We start from the raw sequence: 17155 nt of genomic DNA on the forward strand, positions 1-17155 counted from the left end.
TTTCAGAGCCAAATAATTCATCAACTAAACTCAGTTCTGCTATTTCGGAAATCGGAGCGAGCGCTTCTTGGCTAGCATCAATGTTAAATTCTTGAATCTCTGAATTAGATGGCAACTGTTGTAAATCTGAGGTTTCGCCAAGATTTATCTCTAAAGTATTTTCTGTAGTAAATAAATCATCTCCAACCAGATTTTCTGTAGTTTCCTGCTGAATTTCAACTGAATTATATGTAGCGCCTATATCCTCAAAGGGGATTTGCAAATTCTGATTACTATTTGCGTCGAGAGTCTCAAACAAATCAATTTCTAAATCAGCAGATGTTTGAGGAGAATCTATAAAAGAGTTACCTGTGGGCTGATTGGTAAATTCGGGGATGAAATCTAAAGCTTCAGGTTCTTGTGAAAAACTACGAATTTCTAGCAAAGAAAGATCGCCATCTTCAACGGTAGGAGAAATTGTTGAGTTGGTTGCTGCTAATTCCTCAAATAAATCATCTCCACTATCCGCTGGTAAACTCAAATCTAGCGGCGGCTGTGGCTGCTGGAAAGCGAGAGCGAAATCTTCTATATCAGAACTTGTGGTGGGCGATGGTGTTGACTGCGGAATTTCGCCAAAAATCTCACCCGAAGCTGCTGCTGCAAACAAACTCTCTTCTAAGGCTTTTGCTACATCCTGCTCGAATTCAGAGTCAAATTCTGACTGTTGTTCTGCTGCGGTTGTCTGATTCCAGAAGTTGCTCAAATCGTCATCTGTCTGAGAAAATTCTTTTGGCGTTGTAGGTGATGCAGCAAATAAATCGCTAATTTCTGATTCGTTCGGAGGCGATGCCGTATTTTCTTCTAGATTAGTAAACAAATTGTCTAAAGATGCGGTATCTGGCTGGGGCGAGCGAATTGCCTCCACGCTATCTGTACTTGCAGTTGCTTCAAATAACTCATCAAAACTGTTTTGCTGGCTGGTGGAGAGTTCGATACTACTAATAATCTCAGTTTCTGGTTGAGTTACTTCACCTAGCGCCAATGCTTCATTTTCATCAAATGCGATCGCTAATAAGTCGTTTACTACATCTTTTGAGGCAATCTCTACAACTGATGGCTGTGATTCACGAGTAATTTCGACAAATTCCTGTAAGAGATCGTCAGCAATTGCGGCAGATGTTGAAGTTTGTGGTTCTGAATTCTCTTTTTCTAGGAAGTTGTCGCCAAATAATAAATTCAAGTCTTCTGTTGTCGTGGCGCTGATTTGAGGCTCATCGCTGTTTATATCTTCATCAAATGAGAGGAAATCTGCTAAATCGCTATCAGTATCCTCAATATTGCTTGCGTTGATTCCAATTCCCAATTGACTAACACCAGCAATATCTAGAACTTCCTCTTGTTGCCAGTTTTCATCTAATTCGGGGGTTTCACCTTCAAACAAATCAGCAAGTGTATTTAACTCAGCTAATCCTACCTCTGGGCCGTGGTGATCGGTACTTCTATTGCTAAAATGTGCATCATCTTCACTCCCAAAAAAGAGATTAGCAGAGACAGTACTTTCTGTTGCTACTTGAATATCCTGATTTGAGTTAAGTTGCTCGGATAATTCTGTTAAGCTAGTTATGCTGTCTGTTGGTTGGAAAACAGTAGCATCACTGGCAAAATTATTGGTTGTAGCAGGCAATACTTCATCAAATATTGCGGTGTTTGTAGATAAGTCTGGCGCTGGTTCTGCGATCGTAGCTAGCCGCTCATCCAGTAAATCTGTAGTTATTTCTAACAAATCAATTTCTGGAAAGCTTAAGAGTCCTTCTAATTGCTGACTAATTACAATTTCAGCTTCCCTATTTTGGAGAACTAATTCTTGAGCTTGCTTAATTTCAGTGATGACGATCTTAGCTAAAGTCAGATAAGTATTGTCGGGATTAGCGATCGCATTAGCCGCTGCTTCGCATAAACTACACCAATTGGGTAAATTCCATGTCTCGCCAAGTTTGACCAACTGGTGACAGCATTGCTGAAGATTTTGCCGAGATTCGGGTGTGGTTTTTTGCTTAAACAGTTGCAACATTTCCCGCAGTGCCTGTAACACTTGGGTTTGAAACTCAGCCCAATCCCGATTTTCTCTGGGATTGACTGGCAAACGCTCTGCCTGAGATGCTATGGAGACAGGTATTTCTGCACAATTGTTATGAGTATTGTCTTCCAGATCGGGAATATCCCGCCGCAAGAAAAGCTCCGTGAGCGTGCTGACATTATCAACTGGAATTGTTTGTATTTCTGTTGCAGAACTATCGCCACCATTGATTCCTTGTTGTACCAGTAAATCGAGATGCTCGTATAGCCATTTAAAGACTGGCTCTGCTTCTGACATCAGAGTATTAGCGGCTTCTTCCGATAGACCAAAGGGGCCGCTCAAATGCTCTAACAGTGACTTAAGGGTGTCGGATACCCCAAGAAATAAAGACTCTAACTTTTGGTCAATTTTAACCGGATGCTCTTTGAGAACTTTGAAACAATCTTCCAGACGGTGGGAGGTATGCTGAATGCTACTTAGGCCTAGCATTGCCGCTCCTCCTTTGATAGAGTGAGCCGCCCGGAAAACTTCATTAACCATTTCCGGGTCGTTCAAGGTACTTTCGAGATTCAGCAACCCCTGTTCAATCGTGTTCAGGTGGTCTCTAGCTTCTTCAATAAAGTAACCTAAAATCCGCTGTTGTTGTTCCGGCAGCATAATAAAAGTTTTGAGTGCTGAGTTTTGAGTGCTGAGTTCTGAGTTCTGAGTTACGAGTTGTGATTTTTATTCACTCTTAACTCCTAACTCCTCACTCTTAATTTTGATTTACTTGGATTCAAGTGTTTCCAATCGGAAACGTTCAACGGAGGCAATCAAGTCACGGGAGACACCCACTAAGTTTTGTAGGGCACCAGAAACTCGCTGCGCTTCCTGGGAGGTTTCTTGGGCTGTTAATTCTACTGATTGCATGACGTGAGCAACGGCGCGGGAAGTTTCCGTTTGTTCTACTGTATCGCTGGTAATTGAACGCACGAGAGTATCAATCCGATTCGCTACTTGAATGATATTCTCTAGCGATCGCTTGGCTTCTTCTGCTAATTTTGTGCCTTTAATTACTTGTTGTGTGCCTTCTTCCATTGCGGTCATCACGGAGCCTGTTTCGCTTTGGATTTGCATCACAATTTGTTCAATTTCTTTCAACGATTTAGCAGATTTGTCCGCTAACTGGCGCACTTCATCTGCTACAATTGCAAACCCGCGTCCGGCTTCTCCTGCCCGTGCCGCCTCAATACTAGCATTGAGTGCTAGTAAGTTGGTGCGGGAGGCAATCTGCGAAATCAATGCCACAATCTTAGAAATTTCTTGAGAAGATTCTGCTAGCCGTTTCACCTTTCGGGTAGTTTCAGCTACAGTTTCTCGAATTTCTAAAATCCCTGCTACAGTATTTTCCACTGCTTCTCCACCTTTGAGGGCAATGGTGCTGGCATCACGAGCCACAGTTTCAGCTTCCCGCGCGGCTTCTGCTACCCGCTGAATCGAGTCGGTCATCACCTGTACGGAATTCAAGGTTACTGCCAACTCTTCTGCTTGTCGCAAAGCATCACTAGATAAGGCTCTAGCAAAAGTTTCGGAATTGGTTGCACCTTTTGTTACTTCTTTGGCTGCTACTTTTACCTGTTGTACAATATCTCGCAGGTTTTGAATTGTCAGGTTAAAAGCATCGGCAACGGCTCCCAGTACGTCGGCTGTCACTTCTGCTTGGACTGTTAAATCTCCTCTAGCAGCTCCTTCCACATCGTCCAATAAGCGAATCACTTGGCGTTGCAGGTTTTCTTTGGCTTCCTCTTGTTCGTCGGCTTTGCGTTGAGCTTCATTGGTGGTTGAGAAAATTACTCGCGCCATTTCGTTAAAGCCAGTAGCTAGTAGCCCCAATTCATCTTCGGAATATACTGTAGCTTGAACGTTGAGATCCCCTTGACGAACTGCATCAAATTGAGCTTGCAAATCCTTGGTTGTGCGGCGAATTTGCTTGAGTGTGAGATTTCCCATAAAGGCGGCAGTGGAAAATCCGGCAATCCCAGCTGCCAAGGACATGGCCCAGCCTGTATTTCGTACTGCTTCCCGTTGTTGGGGTGGAGAAAAGGTGGTGGCTGCAAAGCTGACTGTGGCTACAACTAGCGCCGAGAAAACGCCCACAGTTCCAGCGACGAACCAGGGTTTCATATCTAGGGGAGCATTCTCTAATGGTGCTAACCAACCCTGCTCAATGCTGACATTGGGTTCTAGCTTCGAGACATCGGTCTGGGTAAAAACTGGCACTGCTTCTTGTGCGCCAGTATGAGAACCAGTGATGGAAAATAGTTCGTCATCGCGATCGCTTGCTGCATTATTGGTAGTAGCTTCTATAGACTTTTTGCGCGGACTGTTACCGATTTCCATTTCACTGGAAAGCATTGCCACGTCATCAAAGCTAGAGTCTCCTTCTGCCAAGTCAAACCCAGGGATATTTCCTAAATCGTCGAATTCATCAAAATCATCTAAAAACTCAATATTGCTTTTAGCATTTTGTCTATTTATTATACTGTTTGTGTCTTCATCCCCAGAGAACTCCTCTGAGCCAAAGGCAGATTCAAAAGCTTCAAAATCAAAACCTTCATCAGCATCAAAGTTATTCGTATTTCCTGTTGTATCTGCTCTTATCTGCTGGTCTTTCAAAGAAAAGTGTCCGTTCAAAGATGAAGGCGGTTCTGAATATTTTTCTTTTTCTTCTAGCTGCTGTATCCAATTACTATCCGAGTTTGAGAAGGTATCTTGGCTATTGTATTGGAATTTATTAGTTTGGGTTGAACTGCTATGAAGTTCTTCTTTTTCCAGCAGTACAGTTTCATCTGGCAGATTATTCATTTTCAATTCCCTACCTGCCATACTTGATTGCTGATAGTTTTCTTCTACAAACTCGGAACTTTTTTCCGAGCTATTGTTAGTTGGTAAATTAATTTCCGCAAAAGGTGAATTAATACTATTGTTCTGCTCTAGAGATTTTTCACTAATAGCATTTGCACTGCTATCAAGGAAATTGCTATTAATTTCTGGTTCATCAAAACTTTCTTCTGAACTATCTTCCTGCCAGAAAATTGGTAATTCCAATTCTGTTTGCTTTTCCCAAACGTTGGCGTTTGATTCTTGTTCGTCTAAGCGTTGATTTAAAGCAAAAGGATCGTCACCTAAAGTTTCTGACGAATCTAAAGTTTGATTAAATGAAACACTGTCTGTAGGGATTGCAAATGGATTATCTAGGGAAGGCTCTTCTAAGTCCGCAGTTTTTGGCTCCCGCTCGAAGGAATTCAAATCAAAGCTGTTGCTATCCAAATCGTCAAATGTTCCTAAATCTTCTAACTCTAGGTTGCTAGAATCCAGAGTATCTGATATTCCTGTGAGATTTATCGGATTTTGTTCGCTATTATCGACATTAGCAAACGGTTCCTCTAATGGTTGTTGGTATTGATTAATGCTTTCAAGACCGTTATTAGCAAAACCAATAATTTCGGGATTGTCACTCAATTGCAACACTGCTTGATATTCTGCTTTTGCTACATCATATTGCTGCAAAACGTAGTAAATATGACCCCTCAATAAATGGCAGTTTGGATCGTCTGGTACGTTTTGCACCACCCGATCGACTAAATTAGCCGCAACTTCATAGTCCTGTTGCGCGTAGGCTGTACAAGCCTGCTGATATGTTTCGAGGTAATCATCTATACTTGCTGCCATTTCCTCTCTCCCGATTTCATCCTGCCCACCTCGCACTCCGTACAATTGCCATTTGATCGAGCAGTCGTAAACACTGATTGTTTTTAGCACCTATTAACCATTCTCCACGTAAAAAAGGAGCCATAGTATCAGGTAGATTAGTGGGTGGCATCAAGTGCTGTACATCCAGCCAGTCCATACCACCAATTTCGTCCACTGCTAAACCCACAATTGTGTCTTGTTCTTCAATAGCAATCACCGGAATCTCTGCTCGATCTGTATTTAACGGAGTTGCTTCCCCAAGAAATTGACCCAAATCAGCCACCCAGATTACTCGACCTCGTAAATTTAGAGTACCCAAAAGTAAAGGAGAAGCATTAGGAATCGGGGTGATTCTATCAGGACTCAGTTCCATGACTTCTCTGATGCCAGTTGCTGGTAGGGCAAACTCCTGATGCGAGGGTATGTAAAAGCGCAAGTGTAATTCACCCTCAGGACTTTCTACTTGTAATTCAGGACGGAAGTGGTCTTGACCACTGCCACTTAAAAAGTCCGGCTTGCTGACCATATTGTTTTCATCCTTATCCTCGCAGCAGTTGTTTGACTGTTCCTACCAACTCTGTTGGTTGAAACGGTTTGGCTATGTAGGCATCCGCACCTTGCTTCATACCCCAGTAGCGGTCAAATTCTTCACCTTTGGAAGAACACATGACCACGGGGACATTTTGGGTTTTTGGATCGGATTTTAAGCGACGGCACACCTCGTAGCCGTTCATCCGGGGCATGACAATATCCAATACCACTAAATCAGGAGGTGCAGTTTGAATTGCCTCCAATGCTTCTACTCCGTCACTGGCATGGGTGACTTTTAAGCCACTTGCTTTCAGGAGGTCTGTAATCATCTCCCTTTGTGCGATACTGTCTTCCACAATCAGAACTGTACTCATAAATGCTTATCTACCTCCTGATGTAGACGTTCCTCTTTGGAACATTCCCCGATCTCCCATAACTATTTACTGTATAAAATAATATCTATTGTTCACTAATTTACTGAATAATAACGTTGTAGTGGACTTGACTGATTCTGTGATAACATTTTTTACTCTATCTTTTAAGAATCAACAAGTCTTCGATCTCGTTTATGTCCTCGCATAGGACTGTACCTTTATATATTTTTCTACTAGCATTAATAACTCAGTGTCTCCAAACGGCTTGGTTAAATAATCTGTTGCGCCGACCATGTTAGCTCTGACTCGATCGATAAATCCATCTTTACCAGTCAGCATGATAATCGGTACAAACCGAAACGCTGTTGATTGTCGTAGCATGGCACAAATTTCATAACCATCCAATTCCGGCATGGCAATGTCGCATAAAATTAAATCTGGTTGTAATCTAAAAATCAGACTAAGCGCCTCTAGGGGATTACTTAAAGCGATCGCTTCATACCCCTGAGCCTTTAAGATAGACTCTACAGTTTCACCAATAGTTGTTGTATCGTCAATACATACTATCCGCATTCTCTGCTTGTCCTGCATCCCTGTAGATTGCTTATGTGTCTTTGAGTTATTTGCCACTGAATCTACAAGTTGGAGCCAACCCTGTTGCACGTATGGATATATTGCCTTAGCAACTGTCAAAATATCTCGGTTGAGATGGCGAGCTAGTTGGCGTAAGGATGTTTTACCATCTGCCCATTGTTGTAGTTTACTTACAGTTGCCGTCGGTAGTGAGGAGTTGAGTTGAACTATGTCAGCGAGTATCGGTAACTGTTCGGGAGACTGAATATGTGGATATAGCTGCTTCCATTCCTGTACTTGCTGTGTAATTGTAGCCACTAAAGGAGCAATCTCTAAACTAGTTAGTTGCGGGGCAAGCGCAGCATCTTGAAGGAAAATAAAATTACCCTGATGTAAACTCAATAAATCAAAGAGTGTTTCATGCACTAAATGGTGGATGATATTTTGAGCTATTTTAGGGTTGATAATATTTCTTTCTAGGAGTGCCCAGAGATAGCCGTATTCTCGCGCACTCTGTAATCCTAGGGAGGCCAGTTGCTTTTCTTCAAGCCGCATTTCAACTCGGTAATGACGTAAGTAATCATCAATCCGTAACAAATTACTCTCGCCTTCTTGGCAATAGATAATTTGACCGTTGCGGAAAAAGGCGAACCAAGATTGTCTTTTATAGTTTTGGGTATGGCGATGTCTGACTGCCTCATCTTTTGTAAGTTTGTCGCTGTTGTGAAAGCTGGTTTCCACTAGCAGTTGCCCAGTTCGCTGCCCTAACTCAATCAATTGCAGAATACTGCGAATATCAATTTCACTTAAATTTCCTCGCATTTAGCTTGACAGTGCTCCTTATAAATCCGTTTGTATTCTTTGTTAATTGTGCCCGTCAATTTTTCTATGTTTCAAGCAGGCGGATGACGGATGATACTTTTTTGAGATTTTGATTTGAGATTTTGGATTGAAAGTCTTTACCAAAAGGCTGTTACAAAAACCTCAAACAATACTAGCTATCCTAATTTGGTATGGAGTACTCAAAATCTTATTTCCTTTGTAACCAGTCTTTATCAGGGGATACATTCAGATACTAACTGTAAATTTTCGTAATACATTTTGACAAAGCTAGTGATACCACGGAAGTCATCATCACTCTCATCAGTAGAAAATATAAAGGCGCGAGCGAATCGTTTTTATAAATATCAAGACGTAATATCTTGCGTCTATAAATAGTTTTGTCTGTCTTGTTTTGCCAAACTAAGGTGAAATCATACTAAATCGAAATAAATAGTATTTTTTGAGATTTCTGGAACAGGTTTTTAGTAAAGACTTTCAATCCAAAATCTCAAATTCCAAGTTGGTATCGACAGGTGAACAGAATTATCTAAGGTATATTCTAAAACATTGACATGAAGTACACAAAAGGACAAACGGTGTGCTGTATTTAGCAGAAGTACAAAAGCAGAAAGGCGGCTTACTGGGTGGTAGTTCCAAAACCGAACTGAAACTGCTAGCTTGTCAGCGAACCGACCAGAATTGGAGTACTGTGTCGGAAGAAGTAATTGCCGCTGAAGAAGCAAGCAAATTAAATGATGGTGCGTTGGTACTGGTAGAACTGAATCCGAACCGTCAAGTACAACGGATTCAAGAGGCTGGACGACCGTTAGTTAATATTTTGCAAAATTTTTCTCGTCAATTAGAAAAATTTAAACTCAAGGAAGACGAGATTGACCAATGGAAGGAGTCGCTGACGTTTCAGGCGCAAGAGATGAATCGCCGTGAAATGGACATGGAAGCACGGTTAGAACAGCTACAGCAAATGGAGGAAGAATTTCATCAGCTAGAGTCGCAAAAGCAGGAAGTTGATACATCCCGCGAGCAGATTGAAAAGTTGCAAGCAGAAATTGAACGGAATCGTCAGGAACTAGAGGGAGCTTGGGAGCATTTGCGGGGCGAACAGCGTCGCCTTGAAGAACGGCAAGCAGAGTGTCAACAAGGAACGGTTTTGGATGAGGAGCAAAGTCGGGTGATGAGCGATTTACTCGATCGCTTGTCTAGCCGTGTTGCTCCCACAGAAAAAGTCAGAGAACATCTGCACCTCGCATTGGCATCGGTTGAAAGCCAGCAAGCTACCCTAAATCCACATTGGCAACAACTAGAGCAGCAGAAAACTGTAGCGACTCAACAGCAAGAGGAAGTCGATCGCCTGCTGCAAGCATATAGCGATCGCCAAAATGTGTGGCAACAAGCACACGATTCTCTAGGGCAGCAAACAGCCCAATTGAAAGTAAACACAGCAGCGCTTGCTAGCAAGCAAGAGTATGCGCGGATAGTGAAAGAGCATTTGCAATCTCAAGAAGAGTTATGTCAACAGATTCATTCTTTGGCTGCTACTTCTGGTGGTGTGGTTCCAAGCGAGAAAGTTGATGTAGAAGCTTTGGAAAAAATGCCTCTGGAAGAACTGCAAAAGCTCGTGCAAGACTTGTTGAAAAAGTTGGAAATAGATTCTAGCTTTGTCCACGATCAAGAACAAGAATTAATATACAAGCAACAAGCCATAGAAGAACTGCAAACTAAAATTAGTCAAGCACCCGATCGCGACCAAATCAATTTGGAAATGGAACTAGCAGATGAAAAAGACCACTACCAAATGCTAAACTCCAGCTTGATCGGACAACGGCGCAGTTTGCTCCAGCGGCAGAAGTTAATCAAGCAACATCAAGCTGTATTGTCACGGCGGCAAGGAAATCCTGTTACCGATACAGAAGAAGATAACCAAATTGATTTGGGGCCGATTCTTTTGCAACTTGAAACCCACAGACAACAACAATCGCAAGAACTACAAAAGCTGGAACGTGAGATTGAGCAGATGCGGGCTGCAATTGAGCTAGATCAAGGAATGATTGACAATCAAACCCACGAGCAACAGGAAAAACAGCAAGAACTCAAACAGATGGAAGCAAACTTGCTATCCTTGCGGACAGCAACAGCTGAATGTTGGAGTCGAGTGAATCTCTATCAAGAAACATTGCAACCAATTCAGGATTCTTTAGATGGTCTGCGGCAGAAGTTGCAAGCAATTGGGGAATCTTTGGCTCACGTTCAAGAAACTGGTGATTATCAACTCCAAACTATTAGTGAAATGCGCCAGACTCTCCAGAGTTTAATATCTCAGCCAGAATTGCTAGCGTCATAACATTATAAATGTAGTAGTAGTCTGCCAAAGTCTTTTTGACAGAGGGGAAAAGGGTAAGGGGTAAGGGGTAAAGGTTTAAAACCCTTCCCCTTTCCCCTTTTAAGAGCCTACACCTGTCAATATTTGCGTGGTGAACTAGTAGTTCTCAGTTGCTTATAGTACAGGTTTTTAGTAAGGGCGTATAGCTAGCTGTACGCCCCTACCGCGTCTTTGAGAAAAAATTTTGATCTACTGACGTTTAGCCGCTTTTCTTTCAATGTCGTGATATTCACATATCACAATATCTCTGTGAGGAAGAAAGCAGCATCACAAAGCGCGATTGCACTGCTGGATAAGCATTTCATGCGATCGCTTTTCCTCTATTTCGGTGGCAATTTCACAGAATTCTTTTCTTGATATACCCTGTTTGAATTAGTGTAATGGTACTACTACCAATACTTGACATAGTACCATTATTGATACTATTATTAACGTAAAGCAATACCAAGCTGCTTTTAACATGTCATTTTGGAGAAACTTTCTCTTTCTACTTATCTGACAGCAACTTGGTATAAACGTATGGCAAAAATAGAAAAACTTCTTGCTCAAATAAAAAACAATCCCAAAGATGTAAACTTTACTGATTTAGTAAAGATTTGTAATCATTACTTTGGAGAGCCTAGACAGGAAGGAACGAGCCATTATGTTTACAAAACCCCTTGGGCTGGAGATCCGCGTGTCAACATTCAAGAAAAGAATGGAAAAGCCAAGGTATATCAAGTCAAGCAGGTTTTGGAGGCAATTAAGAAAATCGAGAAAATAGAGGAAATAGAAGATGAAGAACTATGACCGCTATACATATAAAGTTACTTGGTCAAGCGAAGATCGAGAGTATGTTGGTCTATGTACTGAATTTCCTAGTTTGTCCTATCTTCATGAGAGCCGTGCTGCCACACTTGAAGGTATTGTAAACCTAGTAAAAGATGTAGTGGCAGATATGGAAGCGAATGGCGAAACGATTCCAGAACCTATTGCAGAAAAAAACTATAGTGGTAAATTTCAGGTTCGTATACCTCCAGAACTTCATCGGAAGCTAGCCATAGAAGCAGCAGAGGAAAATGTCAGCTTAAATCGCTATGTAAATCTAAAACTTGCTTGTCGCTAAAAGCCTCTTATTGACTAATATTAAACACTATCAGCTAAAAAACTCTTCTGAGTAGCTGGCAGTGTTTTTATATTGCCTCTTTCAATTGGATAGCAATTGGGCATTTAATGCTTTGGCGATGCGATCGCTAGAAACTTCCAAGTGGGCTAGTGTGTAAATATCAAGGGTTTTACTAAGTTGTTTTAAGTTGCTGTCAATAGCTTTTTGTAGCTGGCGCAATTCATACCAAGCTAGTGTACGTCCATCTTCAGGGGCATCAGTAGTACGCAACGCCATCTCTAGCAAAATATTTAGATGTTCTCGTTGCAATGAACGGCGAATGCTAGAAATTGACTGTGGTTTTTCTGGGGCTAAAACTTCTGTCCAGATGCCTTTTTGCAGGGTGTCGAATAGTTCTGGTATGGAGAGGGCTTGACCGGGTAGGGTTTTTAATTCTATATCTTGTAAACGATTTAAGCGATCGCAATCTAATAGCGATCGTAATACTTCTGTTTGGAATCTTAAAATGCGATCGTGAATCGGATAATCAAGGCGATTATCGAGTACAGGGCTACCCCAATGTTGCCAACGCGACGGTGCTAGCTGATTCAACAATTGCGGTGAAAACCTGAAAGCATCCTCAGCAAAAACATATTCTTGTAACTTCGCCAATGCCTGACGTTGTTTTAACAGTGAAACTGGTACAAATGCCCAGGAAGTATCATTACTGACATGGAGACGGCGAAATGATTGTCCACCAATGTATTTAGATAGCAAAGTGGCATTACGAAAATAGTAATACAGTACTCTATTGAATAAGACGCGCAGGTTACTATAGCTTTCTCCTGGTGATAGATAATGTTTGTCAAGGCGTTGCCACATGACGCGAGCATTATCCATTTGCCACTGGGAATAAACTAGCACATCGCTACTCATATCCCAGATATTTGCTAGAGGATTGATGTCCCAAATATCTTCATCAGTTGCGTATGATAATTCTGGCTGAGGCGATACTAAAGCAATTTCTTCTAAAAAACTTTTTTCCGCTTCTGGAAGAATAACTTCCTGTGCTGTCTGAGGAATTTTTTTATAACCATACTCAATTGCCCATTCATCATACGGCCCAACAACTCCCGGAAAATAGTCACCTTGCTCTATTCCCTGTGGCGCTATGTTCGGGGGCAGATAGTCCATTACCGAACCTGCTAAACCTTTAGATTGAGTAATTACAGTGTTATTTAATTCATCAGGCGCTAACATAGTGCTGCCGTGAAAGTTATGGCGCAAACCGAGAGTGTGCCCAACTTCGTGAGCAATCAGAGAACGTAAATATTGATGTACGTATTCCTTGATTGCTTCACTAGTTGGCGTAGCGTTTTGCAAAAGTGACAACGTCAACGCCCCGATAGCTGCTTGATTTGACGATTCAGCACCGTAGCAGAAGTCGGAAGAGAAAAAGGGTGTAGGTAAAGAAACCTGCTGCTGTTGACATGGCTTCGTCTCTACTGAAGAATTGACTTCTATGATTGCGCGATAGCCTTGCTGAATTGAGCGCAGCATGTTGGCATCTACGATAATATCTGCGTCCAATATTTCTCCGGTAAGTGGGTTGACACGCGCTGGCCCTCTGGCAAAACCTGCATCTAAAGAATTGAACCAACGAATAGTGTTGTAGCGTACATCTGCTGGTTGCCAATCAGCATCATCTGGCATTTGCCGCACTTCAAGAGCATTTTTGAATCCTGCTTTTTCAAATGCTTTGTTCCACATCAAGATTCCTTCCCGAATTGCGTTGCGGTACTCAAAGGGCACAGCATTTTCAATCCAAAACACAATCGGCTTTTTGGGTGGAGATATGGGTGCATTCGGGTCGGATGGTTCGAGATGCCAACGATTGATATATCGTACAAATTGTTCTTGAGCGTTATTTTGAGAAAAATCTTGGAAGGCAGTAATAAAATATCCAACTCTGTCATCAGCTAGTCTCGGAATGTAACCGTTGTTTTCTCTCAGTTGAGAAAAACTGTAGTGTACTTGCAAACTGAGTGCCCTACTATCGGGCAAAGAAACTAAATCCGAGCCTTCTAGCGATGAAAAACCGTAAATCGAATCAATTTCTACGTTTTCGGAAAAGCTGTTAACATTACCAAAATAAGATTTGCTTGTTTCCAAGTGGTAATCTGCTTGTAGAGAGTATTTTAATAAAGGCGTTAATCCGGGAAAATCATTCATTAACAGGTCTTCCAGGTTAATTAAAATATTTTTACTATGCGGATCGATAGTGTCTATTTCGAGTGAATAAAGAACTGAGTCGCTAAATGAACGAGCAAGCGATCGCTGTTCTGGTTTATTTGATTCGGCGCGAAATTTCACATTACGAATCACAAAGTGTAAATTATTATTTACTCGCCGAAAGTAGAACAAGAAATCAGCAAGCGGCAATCCACTATAAATACCGCTTTCACCTATACCTGATTCTAATGTTACTGTGGCTAGGTAATCTTTGTTTAACTGATCTGGTTGAATTTCTAAGTAAATTTTGTTGAAATCTTCACTGCTATAAAGTGTAAATAGCCCCTCTAATTTCTCTGTCCCTTTGACTATCTCCCGAAATCGTCGCCAATCTTCTTTTCTACTTTCCCCTAGATTGTCAGCACTTGCTAAATTTTCAATTACTGGAAGTATATCTAGTTGCTGGACATCAATATGAGCAAGTTGATTGGCTTGTGCGTAATTATTACCAAACAACAGGTTATACAAAAATAATGCCGCAATTACTAATTTTAGTATCCAGTCTTTCATCCTTTGGCTTTCCACCTGAAGCAGTTATTGTGTCAAGGGAAATATAGTTAATGCTGTTTTAGCAAGCTTCTTAACTACTTAAAACATTGGAGCTTTGCAAGCATTATCCATTTGCAAAAGAAAATAACTCATATAAATATTTATGTCTTAAGATAGATGGTTTGCCAAACTAAAGATACTTGTTTTAGAACTATATCTTGGCACAAAAACTAAAAAATGTATTTTGAGCTACATTTGGCTGTGTAATGCCAAGACCGGAGACTGTAAAATTTCTCTGTTGTCTATCTTGTCCTTTTTCAATGAGAACTGCCTTGTACTTAATTGGTTAAAGTCAAAGTATAGGCTTGTACTGTTAATAAACGATGCGACAAAATAATCAAACTGCTGTTGAATTTCGCGATGTCACCTTTAGCCGCGATCGCCGTCCTTTGGTATCCAATCTCAATTTCTCCATTTGCCAGGGAGAAGCGCTAGTATTACTCGGACGCAGCGGTAGCGGCAAAACTACGACAATGAAATTAATTAATCGCCTCTTCACACCCACGCAAGGCGAAGTTTTATTTGCTGGTACTCCCACAACTCAATGGGATGAAATTAAACTGCGGCGCAAGATTGGTTATGTAATTCAAGAAACTGGTTTGTTTCCCCACTTTACTGTAGAACGCAATGTTGGTTTAGTCCCAACTTTGGAAGGTTGGAAGTCAAAACAAATCAAAATGCGAGTTTACGAGTTGTTGCAGTTAGTAGGGTTAGATCCAGGAAAATTTGCTGGGCGTTATCCTCACGAACTATCTGGAGGGCAAAGGCAAAGAGTAGGTGTAGCTAGGGCTTTAGCAGCAGATCCGCCAATGTTGTTAATGGATGAACCATTTGGGGCACTCGATCCGATTACGCGTTTAGAAATTCAACAAGAGTTTCGGCGGCTACAGCAAGAGTTAGGCAAAACAGTTGTTTTTGTCACCCACGATATTCAAGAAGCTTTTGTTTTGGCCTCAAGAATTGGTTTAATGTATAACGGAGAATTGATAGTATTGGGGACAAAGGATGAATTTATGCGATCGCAACATCCAGAAAGCCTAGCCTTTCTTGAATGTCTGCGTTCGATACAAGAAAGATTATGAAAGATTTTTTTCTGATTAAGTATGCCCCAGAAATTTTTCAGCATACCCTAGAGCATTTATTTTTGGTAAGCATTGCTATTGGCATTGCCATACTTGTAGGTATTCCATTAGGTATTTTGATTACACGCCAAACTAACCTCCGCCAACCAATTCTTGGCATAGCGAATATTCTACAAACCATTCCCAGTTTGGCATTATTTGGTTTACTGATTCCTGTACCCATCATTGGCGGTATTGGTGTTGTACCAGCAATTGTGGCTTTGACTTTATATTCTTTTTTACCAATTATTCGCAACACTTACACAGGTATTACTAGTGTAGATCCAGCGATTCGGGAAGCGGGGAAAGGTATGGGAATGACAGACAGACAATTGTTGTTGCAAGTCGAGATTCCTTTAGCGATGGGAGTGATTTTAGCCGGTGTCAGAGTAGCAACGGTAATTGCCATTGGAATTGCAACTATTGCAGCAGCAATTGGTGCTGGTGGTTTAGGAGTATTTATTTTTCGTGGAATTGCTGTTGTGAATAATCAATTGATTTTAGCTGGGGCAATTCCAGCAGCGGTAATTGCATTACTTGCTGACTTGGCAATTGGCTGGATGGAGAAGAAATTAAAAATTAAAAATTAAAAATCATGCAAAAACTTTCTATCTGTAATTTTCAGATGATAGTTTTATCTGCAAATAAAATAAACTATGAAAAGATTCTTTGTATTAAGTTTAGTAATTTTTCTATTGATAATTGGGGCTGCTAGTTGCGATCGCAATTTAAATAATAGTGCTGGTGATATTATTATTGCTTCTAAAGACTTCACCGAACAAGATATTTTAGGCGAACTCTTAGCCCAACAAATTGAGGCAAAAACTAATTTAAAAGTAGCTCGTCGCCCTCGATTGGGTGGGTCTTTTGTCTGTCATAATGCTATTCTGGTTGGTAAAATTGACGCATATATAGAATACACAGGTACGGCTTTTACTGGAATTTTAAAGCAAAAAAGTCTTAACGATCCCAAAGCAGTTTACGAAAAGTTGAAACAAGCATACGCTCAACAATTTAATTTAGAAGTGATGCCTAGCTTGGGTTTTGAAAATACTTTTGCAATGATTATTCGAGGTGAAGATGCCAACCGCTATAATCTTCAAAGCCTTTCTCAAGCTACTCAGTATACACCCCAATGGCGTGGCGGTTTTGGCTATGAATTTTTAGAACGAGAAGATGGCTTTCCAGGATTAGCTAAAACCTATGGTTTCCGTTTTGCCAAACCACCGCAAATTATGGATTTGGGTCTAATTTATCGGGCTTTGCTGCAAAAGCAAGTAGATATGATAGCAGGAAATTCCACTGATGGGCAGATTTCCCGCTTGGGATTAGTGGTACTAAAAGACGATAAGCACTATTTTCCTCCTTATGAAGCTACGCCAATTGTACGGCAAGCAACTTTAGAAAAATATCCAGAATTAAGAAAAGCGATCGCCCAACTATCTGGAAAAATTTCCGCAGATGAAATGCGGCAATTAAATTATTTAGCTGAGGGCGAATTACGTGATATAAAAGATATTGTGCAAAAATTTCGTCAATCTAAAGGATTATAGTTTTTTGAAATGTAGCTGTAAGCAGAATGATAAAACTGCTTCCTCATAGGGTGAGTATCCTTATGTTCAA

The 17155-nt window shown here is 41.1% G+C and carries 12 protein-coding genes; 6 read left to right on the forward strand and 6 right to left on the reverse strand.

All coding sequences use genetic code 11. The annotated features are described in order from the left end of the window. The 5 genes from I8752_RS32795 to I8752_RS32815 form a co-directional block, all read right to left on the reverse strand. Positions 1-2713, reverse strand: a 2713-nt coding sequence (locus I8752_RS32795; RefSeq protein WP_214436351.1) for an Hpt domain-containing protein, incomplete at its 3' end; no start/stop codon positions are given. Positions 2714-2821: 108 nt separating this feature from the next. Beyond that, positions 2822-5767: a methyl-accepting chemotaxis protein gene (locus I8752_RS32800; RefSeq protein ID WP_214436352.1), complete on the reverse strand. Its 2946-nt coding sequence runs from the start codon at positions 5765-5767 to the stop codon at positions 2822-2824. 16 nt (positions 5768-5783) lie between these two features. Next, positions 5784-6314, reverse strand: coding sequence for a chemotaxis protein CheW (locus I8752_RS32805; RefSeq protein WP_214436353.1), 531 nt, complete (start codon positions 6312-6314; stop codon positions 5784-5786). Positions 6315-6327: 13 nt separating this feature from the next. Further along, positions 6328-6693, reverse strand: a complete 366-nt coding sequence (locus tag I8752_RS32810; protein ID WP_214436354.1) for a response regulator transcription factor — start codon at positions 6691-6693, stop codon at positions 6328-6330. A gap of 192 nt (positions 6694-6885) precedes the next feature. Next, positions 6886-8088: a response regulator gene (locus I8752_RS32815; RefSeq protein ID WP_214436355.1), complete on the reverse strand. Its 1203-nt coding sequence runs from the start codon at positions 8086-8088 to the stop codon at positions 6886-6888. 598 nt (positions 8089-8686) lie between these two features. Between I8752_RS32815 and hmpF the strand changes: the two genes are divergently transcribed. From hmpF to I8752_RS32830, 3 genes are all read left to right on the forward strand, one after another. Continuing rightward, positions 8687-10447, forward strand: a complete 1761-nt coding sequence (gene hmpF / locus I8752_RS32820) for a pilus motility taxis protein HmpF (RefSeq protein ID WP_214436356.1) — start codon at positions 8687-8689, stop codon at positions 10445-10447. 558 nt (positions 10448-11005) lie between these two features. Next, complete coding sequence (locus I8752_RS32825; RefSeq protein ID WP_214436357.1) at positions 11006-11275, forward strand: toxin HicA; 270 nt, start codon at positions 11006-11008, stop codon at positions 11273-11275. Next, positions 11262-11591 (forward strand): type II toxin-antitoxin system HicB family antitoxin, encoded by a 330-nt coding sequence (locus tag I8752_RS32830; RefSeq protein ID WP_214436358.1) that lies wholly within the window; start codon positions 11262-11264, stop codon positions 11589-11591. Before I8752_RS32825 ends, I8752_RS32830 begins: the two co-directional genes overlap by 14 nt. An 81-nt stretch (positions 11592-11672) precedes the next feature. Here I8752_RS32830 and I8752_RS32835 read toward each other — a convergent pair whose 3' ends face one another. Beyond that, the gene (locus tag I8752_RS32835) at positions 11673-14372 is read right to left on the reverse strand and encodes a zinc-dependent metalloprotease (RefSeq protein ID WP_214436359.1); all 2700 of its coding nucleotides are present in this window, start codon (positions 14370-14372) and stop codon (positions 11673-11675) included. A gap of 362 nt (positions 14373-14734) precedes the next feature. On the opposite strand from I8752_RS32835, the gene I8752_RS32840 reads away from it, so the two are divergent. From I8752_RS32840 to I8752_RS32850, 3 genes are all read left to right on the forward strand, one after another. Continuing rightward, positions 14735-15493, forward strand: a complete 759-nt coding sequence (locus I8752_RS32840; RefSeq protein WP_214436360.1) for an ATP-binding cassette domain-containing protein — start codon at positions 14735-14737, stop codon at positions 15491-15493. Further along, complete coding sequence (locus I8752_RS32845) at positions 15490-16122, forward strand: ABC transporter permease (protein ID WP_214436361.1); 633 nt, start codon at positions 15490-15492, stop codon at positions 16120-16122. Before I8752_RS32840 ends, I8752_RS32845 begins: the two co-directional genes overlap by 4 nt. A gap of 66 nt (positions 16123-16188) precedes the next feature. Continuing rightward, positions 16189-17085 (forward strand): glycine betaine ABC transporter substrate-binding protein, encoded by an 897-nt coding sequence (locus tag I8752_RS32850; protein WP_214436362.1) that lies wholly within the window; start codon positions 16189-16191, stop codon positions 17083-17085. Positions 17086-17155: the final 70 nt, after the last annotated feature.

It is taken from the genome of Dendronalium phyllosphericum CENA369 (assembly GCF_016056275.1).
In the GTDB taxonomy this organism is placed as follows: Bacteria; Cyanobacteriota; Cyanobacteriia; order Cyanobacteriales; family Nostocaceae; genus Dendronalium; species Dendronalium phyllosphericum.